This window comes from Brevundimonas sp. (genome assembly GCF_036400995.1).
In the GTDB taxonomy this organism is placed as follows: Bacteria; Pseudomonadota; Alphaproteobacteria; order Caulobacterales; family Caulobacteraceae; genus Brevundimonas.
This window is the reverse complement of record NZ_DASWWG010000038.1, coordinates 24,947-42,683: the sequence shown is the minus strand read 5'-3', so window position 1 is coordinate 42,683 and position 17,737 is coordinate 24,947. Positions and strand designations below refer to the sequence as shown.

The following is a 17,737-nucleotide window of genomic DNA, read 5'->3' as shown; positions in this document are numbered from 1 at the left end:
CGGTGAGCGAGGCGTTGAACAGTCAGGGCTTCATCCACCTGCGGGTCCGCTCGGCCTATTCGCTGCTCGAAGGCGCGATCAAGGCGGGCAAGATCCCGAAGATGGCGGCGGACAACGGCATGCCTGCCGTCGCGGTGGCCGACCGCGCCAACCTGTTCGGCGCGCTGGAGTTCAGCCAGGCCGCCAAGGATGCGGGCGTCCAGCCCATCGTCGCCTGCGCCCTGCCGGTCACCGGGATCGGCGGGCAGGGGACCGACCGCTGGACCAAGGTCCCCACCGTCGTCCTGATCGCCCAGAACGAGGCCGGCTGGCTGAACCTGTGCAAGCTGTCGTCCTCGGCCTATCTCGACATCGCCCCGACCGATGAGCCGGGCGTGCCGTGGAACACGGTCGTCGAGCATTCGGACGGCCTGCTGCTGTTGTCCGGCGGCCCCGACGGTCCCGTCGATCCCCTCTATGTGCAGGGCAAGACGACGGCGGGGAACGCCGCCCTGAACGAGATGTTCGCCACCTTCGGCGACCGCATGTACGTCGAGCTCCAGCGGCACGGCCTGCCGACCGAGGCGCAGGCCGAGCGCGGCCTCGTCGCCTGGGCCTATGAGAATGACGTCCCGCTGGTGGCCACCAACGACGTCTATTACGCCAAGGCCTCGCAGGCGAAATCGCACGACGCCCTGCTGTGCATCGCCGACGGCGCCTTCACCGGTCAGGAGGATCGCCGCCGCATCACCGGCGAGCACTGGTTCAAGACGCCCGCCGCCATGCGAGAGCTGTTCGCCGACCTGCCCGAGGCCTGCGACACCACCCTCGACATCGCCCGCCGCTGCGCCTTCCTGGTGAAGACCCACGCGCCGATCCTGCCCCGCTTCGACACCGGCGCGGGGCGCTCCGAACCCGACGAACTGGCCCACCAGGCCCGCGAGGGGCTGAAGCTGCGCCTGCAGCAGGTCACCCCCGCCGTGCCCGAGAAGGACTACTGGGACCGCCTGGAATGGGAGGTCGGGATCATCACCCAGATGGGCTTCCCCGGCTACTTCCTGATCGTGTCGGACTTCATCAAATGGGCGAAGATCCACGACATCCCGGTCGGGCCGGGCCGGGGTTCGGGCGCCGGTTCGCTGGTCGCCTGGGCCCTGACCATCACCGATCTGGACCCGCTGCGGTTCGGCCTGCTGTTCGAGCGCTTCCTGAACCCGGAACGCGTCTCGATGCCCGACTTCGACATCGACTTCTGTCAGGAACGGCGCGAAGAGGTCATCACCTACGTCCAGCAGCACTACGGCAAGGACCGGGTCGCCCAGATCATCACCTTCGGCACCCTGCAGGCCCGCGCCGTGCTGCGCGACGTCGGTCGGGTGCTGCAGATGCCGCTCGGCCAGGTCGACCGCCTCTGCAAGATGGTGCCGAACAACCCGGCCAATCCGGTCACCCTCGCGCAGGCCATCGACCTGGAGCCGCGCCTGAAGGAGGCCCGGGACGCCGAACCGGCCGTGCGCAACCTGCTGGAGACCGCGCTGGAGCTGGAGGGGCTGTACCGCAACGCCTCGACCCACGCGGCGGGCATCGTCATCGGCGACCGGCCCCTGACCGAACTGGTGCCGCTCTATCAGGACCCGCGCTCGGACATTCCGGCCACCCAGTTCAACATGAAGTGGGTCGAACCGGCCGGTCTGGTGAAGTTCGACTTCCTCGGCCTGAAGACCCTGACTACGCTGGACCGCGCCCACGGCTACCTGTCGCGGCGCGGCCTGGCGCCGGTCTGGAACCAGCTGCCGCTGGACGACGCCCGCACCTATGAGCTGATGGCCTCGGGCCAGACGGTCGGGGTGTTCCAGCTGGAATCCCAGGGCATGCGCGACACCCTGCGCAAGATGCGCTGCGGCTCGATCGAGGAGATCACCGCCCTGATCTCCCTCTACCGGCCCGGGCCGATGGAGATGATCGACACCTACATCGACCGGAAATTCGGCCGGGCCGAGGTCGACTATCTCCACGACACGCTGAAGGAGACCCTGACCGAGACCTACGGCGTCATCATCTACCAGGAACAGGTGATGAAGATCGCCCAGATCCTGGCCGGCTACTCGCTCGGCGAGGCCGACCTGCTTCGTCGGGCCATGGGCAAGAAGAAGAAGGAGGAGATGGATTTCCAGCGCCTCCGCTTCGTCAAGGGCGCAGCCGAGAAGGGCGTTTCCGAGGCCCAGTCGGGCGGCATCTTCGATCTGGTGGCCAAGTTCGCAGGCTACGGCTTCAACAAGTCGCACGCCGCCGCCTATGCCCTGATCTCGTTCCAGACGGGCTGGCTGAAGGCCAACCACCCGGTCGAATTCTTCGCCGCATCGATGAGTCTCGATCTCAGCAATACCGACAAGCTGGCTGTTTTCTATCAGGATTGTCGTCGTTTCGAGGTCCCGGTGAAGTCGCCGGACGTCAACCGCTCCTCGGCCGACTTCGACGTCGAATGGCGCGAGGGCAAGGATGGGCCCGAGGGCGCGGTCCTCTATGCGCTGGGCGCCATCCGCAACGTCGGCCTCGAGGCGATGAAGCATCTGGTCGAGGTGCGCGAGGCGGGCGGCCGCTTCACCGACATCTTCGACTTCCTCGAACGGGTCGACCCCCGCTACGTCAACAAGCGCGCGCTGGAGAACCTGGCCCGCGCCGGCGCCTTCGACAGCTTCCACTCCAACCGCCGCCAGCTGTTCGAACAGGCCGACAAGCTGATCGCCTACAGCCAGAGCGTGGCGGCCGAGCGCGCCTCCTCGCAGGTGTCCCTGTTCGGCGGGGACCAGGTCGCCGCCGGCCGTCCGCGCCTGTCGCCGGTCGAGCCCTGGGTCGGTCCCGAGAAGCTGGACCAGGAACTGGCCGCCGTCGGCTTCTACCTGTCCGGCCACCCGCTGGAGGACATGGCGCCCGCCCTGAAGCGCAAGCGCGTCACCTTCGTCGCCGAGGCCACGGCCCTGGCCGAGAGCGGCCACGAGGCCTTCATGATGGCCGGGGTCGTCCGCCGCCGTCAGGAGCGGGCCAGCGCCAAGACGGGCGAAAAATTCGCCTTCGTCACCTTCTCCGACCCGACCGGCGAGTTCGAATGCCTGTTCCCGCCCGAGCAACTGCGCAAATGCCGCGACGTGCTGGAGACGGGGGCCTCGGTCATGGTCAAGGTCCGCGCCAAGAGCTCGGACGGCGAGGTCCGCTTCTTCGGCGATGACGCCAGCCGTCTCGACGCCCTGATCGATGACGGCCGGATGGGGCTGCGCATCCACGTCTCGGCCCGCGCCGCCGACGCCGGGGCCCTGCGCAGCCGTCTGGAACGCGCCGCCGCCGAGGGCGGGAAGGGCGGGGAGGTCTTCCTCGTCGCCACCCTCGACGGCCGTCGCGAGGTCGAGATGAAGCTGCCCGGTCGCTACCGCCTCGACGGCGCCCTGCGCGGCGCCCTGAAGTCCGCTCCCGGCGTCAGCTATCTGGAGGACGCGTGATGCTGGCTCCGGTTCTCGCCGCCGCTGTTCTCGCCCTCGCTCCGCAGGAGGCTCCCGTGGGCCATCAGGCTTCCGGAACGTTCAACGTCACCATCACCCCGGTCACGCCCGCCGACGGCGCCGCGACCGACCTGCCCGGCCGCATGACCCTGACCAAGACCTTCCACGGCGGTCTGACCGGAACCGGCGAGGGCGAGATGCTCGGCGCCATGGGGCCGGACCAGTCCGGCGCCTATGTCGCCATGGAGCGGGTGCGCGGCGCCCTCGACGGCCGTGAAGGGACCTTCCTGCTGGTCCATCGGGGCGTCATGGACCGCGGCGCGCAGGACCTGTCGATCACCATCGTCCCCGGTTCGGGCACAGGCGCGCTCGAAGGCCTCACTGGCGTCTTCCACCTGACCATCGCCGGCGGCGAGCACCGCTACGTCCTCGACTACACCCTGCCGGGCCATTGATCAGCGGGTCGGGACGAAGGCCTCCCGGGGCGTCCCGTCCACGGCGTAGAGCCGCTCCACCGGCAGCTTGATCATCAGTCCGGAGTGCTCCAGCCGGAGATCATGGACGGCCCCCAGCAGGCCCGCCATCCGGTCGCCCTCGACCCGCGCGCCCAGGGCGTCCATCCCGATGGCCAGCCCTTCGCCCATGCTGCCGGTCCAGCGCCCCACATGGACCACGACCGGCCCCTCGAACCGCTTGCCCGGCCGCGGCAGGACCTGTTCGACCCATTGCCGGGGCACGCCCGTCTCCCGCCCTTCGGAGGGCAGGTTGTGAATCTGGTAGGGCCGGGCCTCGCTGACGAACCAGCCCATCACGCCCCGCGCGACGGAGGTGTTGCCCCCGCTGGCGGTGTCGGTCAGGTCCAGCACGACCGTCTGCCCCGGCCGCGCCTGCGCCATGGCCGCGTCGAAGGCCGCGATGGTGTCACTGTCCCCCAGCGAGTCATTGAAGCGGATGATCAGCCGGTCGCCGGCGCGGCTCACCGTCACGGGCGGCCGGTCGCCCGGGCCGGCGGCGTACAGATTGGGCAGGGTCAGCCGCCGTCCGGAGACTGTCAGATCGCGCGGACGATCCCGGCGCCCGGCCGCCAGCACCCGCGCCGCATGGCCGTCCCGGTCTCCGCCGGGCTCCAGACCCAGTTCCGCCCAGAAGGCGCGCACCGCCTCGGTCGTGGCCACGCCGCCCACCGCATCCAGCGTCTCGCCGATGCGCACACCCGCCGCCTCGGCCGGAGAGCCTTCGCGCACCGCGGTGATGCGCCAGACGGCGCCGTCCCGCTCCACCCAGAGGTCCGAATAGCTTGGGACCAGCCCCCAGTCGTCGGCGAACGAACTGCCGGTGATCGCGTGAGGGTCGGCCAGGGCCGTGATCGCATGCCCGGCGTAGCGCAGCAGGCTGGACCGGTCATGCACCGCCGCCGCCTCGGCCCGCAGGACGTCGCTCATCGGCATGACGCCGCCGGGGAAGCGGTCCAGATAGGCGTACCGGCTGTTGATCACCCCCTCGATCGACAGGGCGTCGGCCCGATAGGCCTCGGGCGACAGTTCCGGCGTCTGGGCCTGAGCCGGCGTGGCGAAGGGCAGGAGGGCGGCAAGCAGCAGGAGGAGGCGCATGGGCCGAAGCTTCACCCGTCCCGCCGTCCGGGCAAGTGAAACTCCCGTCACCTTCCGGCGAGGCCCCTAGGCGGCGTCGGTCACCGCATAGACCATGACGCCCGTCGCGATGGCCAGGTTCAGGCTGTCGGCTCGTCCCCGCATCGGGATCTTGACGTTGACGTCGCAGGCGGCGGCCAGCGTATCCGTCAGCCCTGCCTGCTCATTGCCCATCAGGATCAGGGCCGGATGCTGGATCGCTGCGTCCCGATAGCCGTGGGTCGCGTCCAGCCGGGTGCCGATGACGCTGCCGGGCCATGACTGCCGCCAGGCGATGAACTCGGCGGAGGTCGCCTTCGCGATGGCGACGGCGAAGACCGACCCCATGGTCGCCCGCACCGCCTCGGTGGAGTAGGGGTCCACGCAGTCGTCGATCAGAATGACCCCGCCACAGCCCGCCGCGTCGGCGGTGCGGATGATGGTCCCCAGATTGCCCGGGTCACGGACCTGCTCCAGCGCAACCCAGCAGGGGGCGCTCTTCGGATTGATCGCCGACAGGGGCGTATAGACCTGCTCGAACACGCCCAGAACGGTCTGCGGATTGTCCCGGCGGCTGATCTTCTCGAGGATCGGGTGGGTGACCACGATCACCTCGCCGCCCGCCTTGCGGGTCTCGGCCCTGGCGCGGTCCAGCAGCGGATGCTCCCGCGCCTCCATCCCGACCAGCAGCAACTTCGGCGTCTGGCCCTGATCCAGCGCCTCGCCGATGAACTTCAGTCCTTCGGCCAGGAACCGCCCCGTGGTCTCGCGCTCCTTGCGCATGTTCAGGGCGCGCACGGCCTTGACCGTGTCATTGGTCAGGGAGGTGATCAGGCGGTCGCTCATTGGCCGCTCCATCTGGCGAAGAAACTCAGGCCTATGGCCCGCCCGTCCGTCCCATGCTCGGCCAGGGCCAGTTCGCCCCAGTCGATGACGCCGCCCCGATCCGCCGTTGCCTCGGCCATCAGATGGGCCAGCGACAGGCCCGAGATGCGGGCGGCATAGGCGTTCAGCAGCAGGAAGGAGGCGTCATCCGACAGCAGGGCCGCGCAGTCCTTCAGCAGGCCCGGCAGGTCCTCGAACAGCCGCCAGACCTCGCCCGTCGGCCCGCGTCCGTACTTCGGCGGGTCCAGGATGATGCCGTCATACTTCACGCCACGACGGACCTCGCGGGCCACATATTTGCGGCAGTCCTCGACGATCCAGCGGATCGGCCGGTCCGCCAGCCCCGACTGTTCGGCGTTCTCGCGGGCGTAGGCGACCGACTTCTTGGAGGCGTCGACATGGGTGACCTCGGCGCCCGCCGCCGAACAGGCCAGCGAGGCCACGCCGGTGTAGCCAAACAGGTTCAGCACCTTCGGGCGCTTCAGGGTTCGCACCCGCGCGTCCAGCCACTCCCAGTTCGCGGCCTGCTCCGGGAAGAAGGCCAGGTGGCGGAAGGGGGTGAAGCGGCCGGTGAAGCGCACGTCGCGCCAGGCCAGGGGGAAGGTCTCGACCGGCTTTCCGGAGAACCGCCAACGGCCGTCGTCATCCTCGTCCTGGGCCTGCGGGGCGAAGGTGGCGTCGGCCTTATCGAACGCCGCCGGATCGCGCGGCGACCAGAAGCACTGGGGCTCCGGGCGCACGACGGTGAAGCGGCCGTAGCGTTCAAGCTTGAGCCCGCCGCCGCTGTCCAGCAGGGCGTAGTCCTCCCACCCCCGGGTGACGAGTGTTTCGGGTGACGGGTTCAGGCGCGGCGACATGGGCCGCTGATAGGCCGGGCAGGGCGGTTTCGTCCAGCGCGGCGTCACTGAAGGGCGTCTGGACGTCGGGGCGGTGCCGCGTCTTGTCCCAGGCGAACGGCTCCGCCAGAAGCCGCCAGACCGCGTGGGTGAAGGCCAGGCTCAGCAGGGACCAGTAGATCGGCCCCCGTATCATGTCCCACAGGCCATAGGGCGCTCCGGCCCGGCGCGCGCCGACCTTGCAGCACAGCCAGGCCGTCATCGCGCCGAGGATCAGGACGGTGAGGGCGAGCGCCGGTGTCGCGGGCGGAAGTCCGGCCAGCAGCGCCACCAGGATCGAGGCGGCGACCCAGCACAGGGTCGGGCCGTAAAGCCCGGCGGACGCCAGCGCCAGCCCGAGGGTGATGAGCAGGGAGAACAGGCCCCGCGGCCCCAGCCCGAGCGGATTGCGCGTATGCACGCCCCAGGTCTGCATGTATCCCTTCAGCCAACGGGTCCGCTGGGGCAGCCAGTCGCGCAGCGGACCCGGCGGCGTTTCCCAAGTCGGGCGACGAAGGACGCCGATCCGCCAGCCGAAACGCCAGAGCCGGAATCCGAGATCGGCGTCCTCCGTCACGTTCCAGGAATCCCAGCCGCCGACGGCCCGCAGGACATCCACCCGGAAGTGGTTGCTGGTCCCGCCCAACGGGAAGGGAAGGCCCAGACGGACCATGCCGGGCAGGGTGATCTCGAACAGGGCCGCGTACTCGGCCGCGAACTGTCGGTCGATGAAGCGCGAGACCGAGCCTCTCGCGGGGCGGATGCGCAACGGCGCCTGCAGGCAGGCCAGTCGACCGGTCGCGTCGCCGTCGAAGCGGGCCGCAGCCTCCTTCAGCTGGCCGGGGTCCGGCGCGTCCTCGGCGTCATAGACCGTCAGCAGGTCGCCGGTGACATGCGGCAGGGCGCAGTTGAGCGCCCGGGGCTTGGTGCCGGGCTGCCCGGGAGGCGCGACGAACACCTCGAGCCACGGCGGCCTAGCCGCCGCCATTGCCGCCGCCCGGGTCTCCGTGTCCCGCTCCTCCAGGACCAGAAACCCCTGCAGACGGTCCGGCGGATAGTCGATCGCCGCCAGGCGTCCGATCAGTTGCTCCACCACCTCCGCCTCATCGTAAAGCGCCGCCAGGATGGTGTAGCGGGGCCAGATTTCCGGGGCCGGGGCCGGTTCCGCGGGCGGTTTGCTGAGAACCACCAGCAGGCACCGCCACCCGGCGATGAACAGGAAGACGACGCCCGCGGCTGCGGCTACTTGCGCCAGCAAGGTCCGGGACAGGTGTTGCGCGCCCCAGAAGGCGCCGAAGGCGAACAGGACCAGAAGAGCCCATTGGAACAGGGACAGGTTCCGGTCGGCCGCGCAGAGCTCGGGACGAAGCACGGCCGCAGGCGACGCCTCACCGACTTTCCCGTCATTGATGTGCGCTTGCCATTCCACACGCAATGGTTAACGCAAGGTTGTATTCGATGGCAACCGCTTGGCGGGCCGGGGGGAATGCCGCTATTCAGGGGGCAGACCTCCGGAGTCGCGCGTGAACGCCACAACCGCCAGCGCCAAGTCCGCCCGCAAGCCCAAGGGCGAAGGCCACGAACGGCGCGCAGAAATCCTCGCCGCCGCTGAACGCATCTTTGTCGAGCACGGCTATGAGGGCGCGACCATCCGCAAGATCGCGGACGAGGTCGGCCTGTCCTCGACCGCGCTCTACATGCATTTCTCGGAGAAGGGCGAGATCCTTCAGGAGATCTGCCGGCAGGCCTTCGAGTCGCTGCTGGAGGCCAATCGCTCGGCCATTGCCGAGGCCGGCTCACCCGAGCAGCGCATGCGCAAGATGATGCGCGCCTACATCGACTTCGGCTTCGCCAATCCCAATGCCTATCGGCTGGTCTACATGACCCGCCCTGCCGAGCTCCGGGAAGGCGCGCAGTCGGCCGCCCGTGAAATGGGCGCCGAGCTGTTCGCCACCTTCCAGCAGGTGGTCGAGGAACTGGAGACCGCCGGGCGGCTGAACAGCGATGCCAAGACCACGGCCCAGGCCTTCTGGGCCGGCGGCCACGGCGTCATCTCCCTGATTATCGCCAAGCCCTATTTCGACTGGGTCGACCACGACCAGCTGGCCACCACCATGCTGGAGGGGCTGTTCGCGGGCCTGCTGAAGCCTTGAGGCGACGGGCGGCCTGCGCCGCCGCGGGGGTTCTGTTGTCATTGACCGGCGGAGTCGCGGAGGCTCGCCCGCTTCGGGTCCTGTCGCTGGACCAGTGCGCGGACCAGTATGTGCTGGCGCTGCGCCCTGACGCGGAACTGGCCCTGTCTCCCCGCGCGGATGATCCGGACGCCTGGCTTCGCGAGGCGGCGAAGGGCAGGGCGCGCGTCCGCCCGACGCTCGAAGCGGCGGTGTCGTTTCAGCCGGATGTGGTGGTGCGCTACTGGGGCGGCGAGCCCCGCCTGCTGACCCGCCTTGAGGCCCGCGGCACGTCTGTCGCCGTCATCGCGGATGCGACGGATTTCGACGGTATACGCGCCAACATTCGATCGGTCGCGCAGGCGCTGGACGCGCGCGAGCGGGGCGAAGCCCTGATCGCCCGCATGGACGCCCGTCTGGCCGAGGCGGCGCCGGCGACGAGACAGGCACCGACCGCCCTCTATCTGACCGCCGGCGGGTTCACGGCGGGCCGGGAGACCCTGATCGACGCCATCTTCCGGGCGGCCGGCTTCCGCAACGCCGCCGAGAAGCCCTACTTCAACCCGGTCAGCGTCGAACGGATCGCCCTGTCGCCCCCGGTCCTGTTCGTGCTCGGCTTCTTTGATCAGGCGCGCGGCGACTGGCGCGGCCCCGGCCGTCATCCGGTCGTGCGCAAGGCGGCGAAGGGGCGGGTGGCGGCCAGCCTGGCGGCCTCGACCCTGACCTGTCCGGCCTGGTTCGCCGCCGACGCCGCGGCGATGCTGAGGGACGGCGCGGCGTGAACCGGTTGTCCCTGATCCTGCTGGCCGCCATCGCGGCCGCCCTCGCCCTGGCCGTAGTGTTCGGCGAGAGCCCGCTGTCCGCCGCCCAGTTCGGCCAGGCCTTCGCCGATCCGGCCTCCGGCCCGGCTGAGGTGCTCTGGCAGGTGCGTGCACCGCGAGCGGTGACGGCCCTCCTGGTCGGGGCGGCGCTGGGGCTCGCCGGCGCCGTGATGCAGGGGCTGTTGCGCAATCCGCTCGCCGATCCCGGCGTGCTGGGCGTCTCGGCCGTGGCGGCGCTGGGCGCGGCGACCGCCATCGTCGGCGGCGTGGCCGCCATCCCGGGCGCGGTCGAGATTTCGGCCCTGTTCGGGGCCGGAGCCGCGGGTGGGCTGCTGATCCTGTTCTCCAGCCGGGTGCGGTCGCCGGAAGCCCTGATCCTGTTCGGCGTCGCCCTGTCCAGCTTCGCGGGCGCGGCGACCGCCCTGATCTTCAATCTGTCCCCGTCGCCGATCGCCTCGGCGGAGGTGATGAGCTGGCTGCTGGGCTCGGTGCAGAACCGCAGCTGGATCGACGTCCTCTGGGTCGCCCCGGTCCTCGCCCTCTCGGCTGGTCTGTCCGTCCTCGCGGCCCCGGGCCTGAAGATGCTCAGCCTCGGCGAGGAGACCGCCCGGACGTCCGGGCTGCCGATGGGACGGCTCCGGCTTCTGGCGCTGCTGGCGGCGGCGCTGGCGACCGGCGCGGCCGTGGCGGTGTCCGGCGTGATCGGCTTCGTCGGCCTGGCGGCGCCCCATCTGGTGCGGGCAGCGGTGCGGGGCGACCCCGCGCGCCTGCTGGCCCCGGCTGCGTTGACCGGGGGGCTGATGCTGGTCGGGGCGGACCTGCTGGCGCGGATCACCCCGACGGATCAGGAGCTGAAGCTGGGCGTCTTCACCGCCCTCGTCGGCGCCCCCCTGTTCGCCCTGATCGCCTGGCGCGCGGCGCGGGAGTGGCGGCTGTGAGAGCGCTGGAGCTGGCCCACGCCTCGGCGCGACTGGGTGGCCGCCCGGTCCTGGACGGCGTCAATCTCAAGGTCGGGGCCGGAGACCTCGTCGCCGTCGTCGGTCCGAACGGGGCCGGCAAGTCCAGCGTCATCCGCGCGTTGGCCGGTCTTCTGCCGCTCGAGGCGGGCGAGGCGCGGCTGGCCGGAGAGCCCGTGGCGCGCCTGTCGCCGGGCGCGCGGGCCGGGCGGGTCGCCTACCTCCCGCAGGAAGGCCGGATCGCCTGGAACCTGCCCGCCGTCGAGATCGCCGCCCTCGGCGCCCCCTTCCTGTCGGCCACGGCGGCCCTGACCGCCGCGCGCGGGGCGCTGGAGGAGGTCGAGGCCGGTCATCTGGCGGATCGCGGCGTCGCCGAGATGTCCGGCGGCGAGCGGGCGCGGGTGCTTCTGGCGCGCGCCCTGGCGACCGGGGCGAAGGCCTTGCTGGCGGATGAACCCGTCGCCGGTCTCGATCCCGATGCCCAGTTGCTGGTGCTTGAACGTCTCAGGGCGCGGGCGCGGGCGGGACAGGCGGTGCTGGTCAGCCTGCACGACCTGACCCTGGCCGCCCGTTACGCCGATCGGGTCGTGGTCCTGCACGCCGGAACCGTCGTCGCCGACGCCGCGCCCCTGAGGGCGCTGACGCCGGACGTCATGGCCCGGGTCTTCGGCCTGGACGCCCGCTGGATCGAGGGCCCGGACGGCCCCCTGCTGTCCAGCGTCCGTTACTCGCCGGCTTCCGGCTCCGGCGTCCGGTAGGGCTCCTCGCCCGGGGTCACGACCGTGTAGGGCTGCGGACCGCGGGGGATGCCGCGCCGGAGGTCCTGGGTCAGGGTCAGGGGCGCCGCGCCGCCGTTCAGACGCGCCTTGTAGATGGTCATGTTCTCCATGACCCGCATCATGTAGTTCCGCGTCTCGGTGAAGGGCGCGCATTCGATGAAATCGATGGGATCGGTCGATCCGGCGCGCGGGTCGCCACAGCGCGCGATCCACTGCGGCGGCCGGGCCGGACCGGCGTTGTAGGCCACCGTCGTCAGCAGCATCGAGCCGTTGAAATTGTTCATCAGGTCGCCGAGGTGGAAGCTGCCCAGCGTCATGTTGAAGTCGGGATCGTACAGCCGCTCGTCCGAGAACGGCAGGCCCAGCTGGCGGGCGACGCTGCGGCCGGTGGCCGGCAGGAATTGCATCATGCCGCGGGCGTTGGCGTGCGAGCGCGCGCGCGGGTCGAAGCTGGACTCCTGCCGCGTGATCGCCTGGGTGAACTCCAGCGGCGCGGCGCCCGGAACGACCGGCGGGACGCGGATCGGATACTGCCGCTCGGGCATCAGATAGCCGCGCTGGCTGGCCGCGCGGCCGATCATCATGGCGGTGAAGCCCTCGCCGTAGCCGCGCGAGGTGTCCATCATCAGCGCCAGTTGCTCGATGGTCGGGACGTCGTCGTCCAGTTGGTAGGCGAACACCCGGAACAGGCTGGCCTCGCCGGTCTCGCCCAGCACCCGCCAGGCGCGGACGACCTCGTTGCGTTCGAAGGCCGCGCGGTCGGATTCGGAGGGCACCGGATCGACCGGCAGGTTGATCACGGTCTGCCCGGCCTTCTCGGCGGCCAGCTGGCCGTAGAAGGTCTGGAAGTGGCGCGCGCCGGCCCGATAGTACTCCACCGCGGCCGGGGTGTTGCCCTGGGCCTCGGCGGCGCGGCCGAGCCAGTAGAGGGCGCGACCCTGGGTGATCGGGGTGGTCGAGGTCTGGCGCAGGGTCTCGAAATGCTGGGCGGCCCGCGCCGGATCACGCAGTTTCACCAGGGCGACCCAGCCGGCGAAGAACTCGGCGTCCACCTTGCGGTCCCCGCCGGGGAAGCCGTGGCCGTTAAAGGCGTCATAGGCGGCCTGCCAGTTGCGGGCCTGCAGGGCGTCCAGGAAATAGTTGCGGCGCTCGGTCCACAGCGTGTTCTGCGCATCGGTCGAGGATGGCGCGGCGGGCAGGTAGCGCAGCAGCGGGAAGGCTTCCGACTGGCGGTTCTGCGACCGCAGGATCCGCACCCGCTCCAGCGCCACCGCCGGCTCAATGGCCTGCGACGGCGACAGGCCGGCGACGACGGCGTCGGGGCTGTAGGCGGTGCGAAGGGCGATGACGGCGTTGGCCACGGCCTGACGCTCGGGCGAGACCAGGGTGACCATGGCGCGGGTCGCCGGGCCGTGCGGTCCCAGCAGCAGCATGTTCAGCCGCGCCTCGTGGTCGTCCTGCGTCAGGGTCGAGCCCCAGCGGGTCAGGATGCGGGCCTGCTGGTCCGCCTCGAAGCTGCGGGTGCGCCACCAGTCGCGGATGAGGCGGCGGGCCTCATCGCCGCGACCCCGCTGGTCCAGCGCCTCGGCCAGGGCGATGGCGCCCTGAACGGTCGTCGGCGCATCACGGCTGAACAGGGCGAGGGCCGCGTCCGGCCCGGCGTAGGACCGGTCCAGCGCGCGTTCGACGGCCTGACGGCGGCTGTCGCTGCGGGGCCAGCCCGCGAAGCGCTCCTGAACATCCGCCAGCTCGCCCCAGGTCATGCGGTCGGCGCTGGTGTCCAGCAGCGCCCATTCGACCAGCTTGCGGGCGGCCGGGTCGCTGATCTGGGCCATGGCGGCGCGGGCGCCGGGAATATCGCGGGCCCGGGCGGCGGTCAGGCCCTGACGGAAGAGGGCGGTGTCCTGATCGTTCAGGGTGCGCGGCTGGTTGCTGGCCGGATTGACCGCGGTGGAGGCGTAGTAGGGGACCTCCTGAGACAGCAGCACCTCGGGCGCAGGGGCGAGGGCCAGTGCGGCCGCCAGGCTGATTCCGATCATTCCGTGTCCGATCCCCATTCGTCGCGGTTGCGGTCGGCGAACCGGCAACCTACCCTCCGGCGCTTCGCTTTCGGGCGAGTATCGCCCAATTCCACGCAGGACCATCGTTTCAATGACCGCCCCCTTGTTCAAGGGCGTGATCACCGCCCTGATCACACCACTTCGTGACGGAAAGGTGGACGAAGCCGCCTTCGCCACGCTGCTCGAACGCCAGATCGCCGCAGGAGTTCACGGCGTCGTGCCGATGGGCACGACCGGAGAGAGCGCCTCGCTGCATCTTGAGGAGCATCAACGGGTTGTCGAACTGTGTGTGCAGATCGCGGCCGGTCGCGTGCGCGTCATCGCGGGCGCGGGATCGTCCTCGACGGACAAGGCCATCGATCTGGTCCGGCACGCCAAGACCGTCGGCGCCGACGGCGCCCTGGTGGTGACGCCCTACTACAACCGCCCCTCGCAGGCGGGCATGGCGGCGCACTTCGAGGCGATCGCCGAGGCCGTCCAGCTGCCGATCCTGCTGTACAACGTCCCCGGCCGCACCGGCGTCGATCTGGCCAACGAGACCGTGGCCCGGCTCGCCGCCCATCCGAACATCGTCGGCATCAAGGACGCCACCGGCGACCTGGCGCGCGTCAGCTGGATGCGGGCCAACATCGATGGCCAGTTCGACCTGATCTCGGGCGATGATCCCAGCTACCTCGGCTATCACGCCCACGGCGGCGTCGGGGTGATCTCGGTGACGTCCAACGTCGCGCCGGAAGGCATGGTCGCCCTGCACGAGGCCGCACAGGCCGGCGACTACGCCGGCGCGCGCCAGTGGCAGGACCGTCTGATCGGCCTGCACAAGGGCCTGTTCCTGGACAATTCGCCGTCGCCCACCAAATACGCCCTCTCGCGTCTGCAGCTGTGCACCGAGGAGGTCCGCCTCCCGCTCGCCCCGACCGCCGACGCCGTGAAGCCCGCGATCGACCGCGCGATGGCCGACGCCGGGCTCTGACAGGACTGAAGGGCTGATGGCCTCCGACAAACCCAAGATGAAGGTGATCGCCGAGAACCGGCGGGCGAAGTTCGACTACTTCCTCGAGGACTACACCGAGGCGGGCATCGCCCTGCTCGGAACCGAGATCAAGGCGCTGCGCGACGGCCGGGCCAACATCGCCGAATCCTATGCGGCGGTGGAGGGCAGGGAGATCGTGCTCGTGAACGCCGACATCCCGCCGTACAAGCAGGCCAACCGGTTCAACCACGAGCCGCGCCGGCACCGGAAGCTGCTGCTGCACCGCAAGCAGATCGACAAGTTCATCGGCGCCGTCCAGCGCGACGGCCAGACGATCATCCCGGTCCGGCTCTATCTGAACGAGGCGGGCAAGGCGAAGCTCGAGATCGCCCTGGCCAAGGGCAAGAAGCTGCACGACAAGCGCGAGGCCAGCGCCGAGCGCGACTGGCAGCGCGACAAGGCGCGCCTGATGAAGGAGCGGGGCTGACCTGCTCCTTCGCCGGCGATCAGCCGTTGAACGGAATGGCGTCCAGAACACCCGGCGCGGCGGCCGGCGCATAGGCGTCGACACCGCCCGGGCCGAGCGACGGCTTCAGCAGCGGCTGAAGCAGGAATCCTGCCGCGGTCAAAGCGGCGGCGACCAGCAACGCGACCAGCGCGGTTCTCCGTTCACGGGGGGAGAAGACCCCGTCACCCCTGTTCATGACAGCCTCCAAAGCTGCCGGATCAACGTCGCCGATGAGGGGGCGTTCCGTGTTTCCCGATCACGGTTTTACGGCGCGTGATTCGCGTGGCAGGAGAGCCACACCGGCCGCAGAGTGAGCCGCCCGACGCCCGATGAGCGGCGCGTTTGGCGCTTTGTCGGTGGGGTTGCAACCGTGGCTCCCGATCTCCATCGGGCGCGAAGTGGAGGGGCGTATGAACATGATATCGCTGGCCGTCATCGGTCTGCTTGCGGGAACCAGCCCCGCGCAATCCGGGCAGGTCTGGAGCTTCGTTACCCAGACCGACACCGTCGTGATGGGCGTGGATCGGACCTCGGTCCGGAAGGTCGGTGATGAAGCCACCTTCATGATGCTCAACGCCTGGAACGGAAACCCGGCGGCCGCCTACGCCATCACGACGATAAGGTTGGACTGCGCCGCCCGCACTCTTCGGATCGGAGAGCGCCGAAGCTATGATGCAACAGGAGCCGAAACAGGTCTGTTCACCAGGGAAGGCCCGGCCATGCCGGTCGAGCCCGGATCGACCATGTCCAAGGTCGCTGCTGCGGTGTGCAATGACGTCTGGCCGGCGGGCCACGATTCCACCTCGACAAGCTTCGAGTTCTATCAGCGGTCCATGTCGGCGTTGCCCCCCGGAAACTAGGCGGGTCTTGCATTGATCTCCGGTTCAGCCGCGTTCATCTCTCAACGACGTCCCGCCTGAGTGCCGCGGCCGCCCGATTTCCGGCAGCAGGTCATTCAGATCGACAAACAGGTCCGCCTGCCGCCGGAGTTCATCGGCGATCTGCGGCGGCTGGCTCTTCACCGTCGAGACCACGGTCACCTTGACCCCCTTGGCCTGCACCGCCTGCACCAGGCGCCGGAAATCCCCGTCGCCCGAAAACAGCACCACGTGGTCCAGCCGGGGTGCCAGCTCCAGCATGTCGACCGCGATCTCGATGTCCATGTTTCCCTTGGTCCGGGTATGGCCCTGCGCGTCGGTGAACCGCTTGACCGGCTTCTTCACGACGGTGAAGCCGTTGTAGTCCAGCCAGTCGACCAGCGGCTTGATCGGCGAGAACTCCTCGCCCTCGACCACGGCGGTGTAATACAGCGCGCGGACCAGATCGCCCTTCGCGCGATACATCTCGACGAGCTTGCGGAAATCGAGGTCAGTATTCAGGGCCTTGGAGGCGGAGTAGAGGTTGGCTCCGTCGATGAACAGGGCGGTGCGGTCGGACGGATTGGGCGTCATGGAAAAGGCTTCCTCTGAAAAAGGCGTCCCGCTCCCCGTCGAAATAGACGGCGAACCCGATGCGGACACCGCCGTCATCGTCGCGCTGGGCTGCAATGACAAGGGGCCGTGGAGCGACTGCCGCGAGGCGCTGGAGGCGGCGCTGGCCCGCTTTCGGACCGAAGGGATCGACATCGTCGCCCGGTCGTCCTGGTGGAGTTCGGCCGCCTGGCCGGACCCGACCGACCCTCCGTTCCTGAACGGCGTCGTCATGGTGCGGACCGAGCACGACGCCCACGCCCTGATGGCGGCGCTCGGCCGGATCGAGGACGCCTTCGGTCGCCAGCGGTCCGTCGCCAACGCGCCCCGGACGCTCGACCTCGATCTGATCGCCTACGGCCGTCTGACCGGCGACCTGGACGGCCTGATCCTGCCGCATCCACGCGCCTGGCAACGCCTGTTCGTGATGGGACCGCTCGCGGAGATCGCGCCGGACTGGATCCATCCGGACAAGGGCGAGACCGCGCGGGCGCTGGCCCGGGCCCCCACGGTCGGGACGGACGCCACGCCGGTCGGGGGAGGGCGCTGACGCGGCGGCGTTACAGGCATTCGCCGGACAGGCGAGGTTGATCTGGTCCTGATCATCGCCTATCCGCTGGCCGAAAGGGCCCGCTGACGCCGTATTTGCGCCTATGTGGCGTTGCACAAGCGCGCCCGCATCTATATTTTGCGCGGTCGTACCCCGCGTCCGAGGAAATTCATGGCCCGCGTCACTGTCGAAGATTGCATCGAGAAGGTGCCGAACCGTTTTGGTCTGGTTCTGCTGGCCGGTCACCGCGCCCGCAACATCGCCAACGGCGCCGCCCTGACGATCGACCGTGACAACGACAAGAACCCGGTCGTCGCCCTGCGCGAACTGGCGGACGACACCGTCCAGCCGGACGACCTGCAGGAAAACATCATCACCACGCTGCAGCGTGTCGATGAGCGGACCGAGGCCGAGGATGAGGCGGAAACCGTCGCCCTGCTGGCCGAACCGCAGCACATGAACATGGCTGAAGCCGAGCTGATCCGTGCGCTGCAAAGCGACCGCGACGGCGGGCAGGAGGAGCGATACTGACGGCCGACCCCGCCAACGGTATCACCATCCTGCCGGCGCGGCAGTCCGCGCCGACCCC

General features: G+C 69.8%; 18 protein-coding genes. 11 read left to right on the top strand and 7 right to left on the bottom strand.

From position 1 onward, the window contains the following. Positions 1–2 precede the first annotated feature (2 nt). A complete protein-coding gene (dnaE, locus tag VGE03_RS05235; protein WP_331045416.1) occupies positions 3–3,473 on the top strand; it encodes a DNA polymerase III subunit alpha in 3,471 nt (1,156 codons plus the stop codon). After that, positions 3,473–3,928 carry a DUF3224 domain-containing protein gene (locus VGE03_RS05230; protein ID WP_331045415.1) on the top strand — a complete coding sequence of 152 codons (456 nt, stop codon included), beginning with the start codon at positions 3,473–3,475 and terminating at the stop codon, positions 3,926–3,928. The genes dnaE and VGE03_RS05230 overlap by 1 nt, the downstream gene beginning before the upstream one ends. On the opposite strand, the gene VGE03_RS05225 is transcribed toward VGE03_RS05230, so the two are convergent. The 4 genes from VGE03_RS05225 to VGE03_RS05210 form a co-directional block, all read right to left on the bottom strand. Then, on the bottom strand, positions 3,929–5,083 hold the full coding sequence (locus VGE03_RS05225; RefSeq protein WP_331045414.1) for a PDZ domain-containing protein: 1,155 nt from the start codon (positions 5,081–5,083) through the stop codon (positions 3,929–3,931). It abuts the gene before it with no gap. Positions 5,084–5,149: 66 nt separating this feature from the next. Continuing rightward, positions 5,150–5,947, bottom strand: a complete 798-nt coding sequence (locus tag VGE03_RS05220; protein WP_331045413.1) for an RNA methyltransferase — start codon at positions 5,945–5,947, stop codon at positions 5,150–5,152. Further along, complete coding sequence (locus VGE03_RS05215) at positions 5,944–6,843, bottom strand: class I SAM-dependent methyltransferase (protein WP_331045412.1); 900 nt, start codon at positions 6,841–6,843, stop codon at positions 5,944–5,946. The genes VGE03_RS05220 and VGE03_RS05215 overlap by 4 nt, the downstream gene beginning before the upstream one ends. After that, positions 6,749–8,233 (bottom strand): glycosyltransferase family 2 protein, encoded by a 1,485-nt coding sequence (locus VGE03_RS05210; protein WP_331045411.1) that lies wholly within the window; start codon positions 8,231–8,233, stop codon positions 6,749–6,751. The genes VGE03_RS05215 and VGE03_RS05210 overlap by 95 nt, the downstream gene beginning before the upstream one ends. A gap of 151 nt (positions 8,234–8,384) precedes the next feature. Here VGE03_RS05210 and VGE03_RS05205 point away from each other — a divergent pair, with 151 nt between their 5' ends. The 4 genes from VGE03_RS05205 to VGE03_RS05190 are packed head-to-tail and all read left to right on the top strand — an operon-like array spanning position 8,385 to position 11,567. Further along, a complete protein-coding gene (locus tag VGE03_RS05205; RefSeq protein ID WP_331045410.1) occupies positions 8,385–9,014 on the top strand; it encodes a TetR/AcrR family transcriptional regulator in 630 nt (209 codons plus the stop codon). A gap of 41 nt (positions 9,015–9,055) precedes the next feature. After that, positions 9,056–9,814: an ABC transporter substrate-binding protein gene (locus VGE03_RS05200; protein WP_331045409.1), complete on the top strand. Its 759-nt coding sequence runs from the start codon at positions 9,056–9,058 to the stop codon at positions 9,812–9,814. Continuing rightward, positions 9,811–10,791, top strand: a complete 981-nt coding sequence (locus tag VGE03_RS05195; protein WP_331045408.1) for an iron ABC transporter permease — start codon at positions 9,811–9,813, stop codon at positions 10,789–10,791. The genes VGE03_RS05200 and VGE03_RS05195 overlap by 4 nt, the downstream gene beginning before the upstream one ends. Continuing rightward, complete coding sequence (locus tag VGE03_RS05190; protein ID WP_331045407.1) at positions 10,779–11,567, top strand: ABC transporter ATP-binding protein; 789 nt, start codon at positions 10,779–10,781, stop codon at positions 11,565–11,567. Before VGE03_RS05195 ends, VGE03_RS05190 begins: the two co-directional genes overlap by 13 nt. Here VGE03_RS05190 and VGE03_RS05185 read toward each other — a convergent pair. After that, entirely contained in the window at positions 11,534–13,627 is a 2,094-nt protein-coding gene (locus VGE03_RS05185; protein WP_331045406.1) for a transglycosylase SLT domain-containing protein, read from the bottom strand. The two genes, VGE03_RS05190 and VGE03_RS05185, sit on opposite strands and share 34 nt — an antisense overlap. A gap of 112 nt (positions 13,628–13,739) precedes the next feature. On the opposite strand from VGE03_RS05185, the gene dapA reads away from it, so the two are divergent. Together dapA and smpB are read left to right on the top strand one after the other, a co-directional pair. Continuing rightward, on the top strand, positions 13,740–14,621 hold the full coding sequence (gene dapA / locus VGE03_RS05180) for a 4-hydroxy-tetrahydrodipicolinate synthase (RefSeq protein WP_331045405.1): 882 nt from the start codon (positions 13,740–13,742) through the stop codon (positions 14,619–14,621). Positions 14,622–14,637: 16 nt separating this feature from the next. Beyond that, complete coding sequence (gene smpB, locus VGE03_RS05175; protein ID WP_331045404.1) at positions 14,638–15,108, top strand: SsrA-binding protein SmpB; 471 nt, start codon at positions 14,638–14,640, stop codon at positions 15,106–15,108. Positions 15,109–15,127: 19 nt separating this feature from the next. Here smpB and VGE03_RS05170 read toward each other — a convergent pair whose 3' ends face one another. Continuing rightward, the gene (locus tag VGE03_RS05170; RefSeq protein WP_331045403.1) at positions 15,128–15,325 is read right to left on the bottom strand and encodes a hypothetical protein; all 198 of its coding nucleotides are present in this window, start codon (positions 15,323–15,325) and stop codon (positions 15,128–15,130) included. Positions 15,326–15,539: 214 nt separating this feature from the next. On the opposite strand from VGE03_RS05170, the gene VGE03_RS05165 reads away from it, so the two are divergent. Further along, positions 15,540–15,989: a surface-adhesin E family protein gene (locus tag VGE03_RS05165; RefSeq protein WP_331045402.1), complete on the top strand. Its 450-nt coding sequence runs from the start codon at positions 15,540–15,542 to the stop codon at positions 15,987–15,989. A gap of 24 nt (positions 15,990–16,013) precedes the next feature. Here VGE03_RS05165 and VGE03_RS05160 read toward each other — a convergent pair whose 3' ends face one another. After that, positions 16,014–16,580 (bottom strand): NYN domain-containing protein, encoded by a 567-nt coding sequence (locus VGE03_RS05160; protein WP_331045401.1) that lies wholly within the window; start codon positions 16,578–16,580, stop codon positions 16,014–16,016. On the opposite strand from VGE03_RS05160, the gene folK reads away from it, so the two are divergent. Beyond that, the gene (folK, locus tag VGE03_RS05155) at positions 16,579–17,148 is read left to right on the top strand and encodes a 2-amino-4-hydroxy-6-hydroxymethyldihydropteridine diphosphokinase (protein WP_331045400.1); all 570 of its coding nucleotides are present in this window, start codon (positions 16,579–16,581) and stop codon (positions 17,146–17,148) included. The genes VGE03_RS05160 and folK overlap by 2 nt on opposite strands. A 171-nt stretch (positions 17,149–17,319) precedes the next feature. Further along, positions 17,320–17,679 (top strand): DNA-directed RNA polymerase subunit omega, encoded by a 360-nt coding sequence (gene rpoZ, locus VGE03_RS05150; protein ID WP_331045399.1) that lies wholly within the window; start codon positions 17,320–17,322, stop codon positions 17,677–17,679. The last annotated feature ends 58 nt before the right edge of the window (positions 17,680–17,737 follow it).

Coding starts and splice junctions, on each gene's coding strand:
- VGE03_RS05230 (WP_331045415.1), top strand. CDS start 3,473: ATGCTGGCTCCGGTTCTCGCCGCCGCTGTTCTCGCCCTCGCTCCGCAG.
- VGE03_RS05220 (WP_331045413.1), bottom strand. CDS start 5,947: ATGAGCGACCGCCTGATCACCTCCCTGACCAATGACACGGTCAAGGCC.
- folK (WP_331045400.1), top strand. CDS start 16,579: ATGGAAAAGGCTTCCTCTGAAAAAGGCGTCCCGCTCCCCGTCGAAATA.
- VGE03_RS05165 (WP_331045402.1), top strand. CDS start 15,540: ATGAACATGATATCGCTGGCCGTCATCGGTCTGCTTGCGGGAACCAGC.
- VGE03_RS05225 (WP_331045414.1), bottom strand. CDS start 5,083: ATGCGCCTCCTCCTGCTGCTTGCCGCCCTCCTGCCCTTCGCCACGCCG.
- smpB (WP_331045404.1), top strand. CDS start 14,638: ATGGCCTCCGACAAACCCAAGATGAAGGTGATCGCCGAGAACCGGCGG.
- VGE03_RS05170 (WP_331045403.1), bottom strand. CDS start 15,325: ATGAACAGGGGTGACGGGGTCTTCTCCCCCCGTGAACGGAGAACCGCG.
- VGE03_RS05185 (WP_331045406.1), bottom strand. CDS start 13,627: ATGATCGGAATCAGCCTGGCGGCCGCACTGGCCCTCGCCCCTGCGCCC.
- VGE03_RS05215 (WP_331045412.1), bottom strand. CDS start 6,843: ATGTCGCCGCGCCTGAACCCGTCACCCGAAACACTCGTCACCCGGGGG.
- rpoZ (WP_331045399.1), top strand. CDS start 17,320: ATGGCCCGCGTCACTGTCGAAGATTGCATCGAGAAGGTGCCGAACCGT.
- dapA (WP_331045405.1), top strand. CDS start 13,740: ATGACCGCCCCCTTGTTCAAGGGCGTGATCACCGCCCTGATCACACCA.
- VGE03_RS05160 (WP_331045401.1), bottom strand. CDS start 16,580: ATGACGCCCAATCCGTCCGACCGCACCGCCCTGTTCATCGACGGAGCC.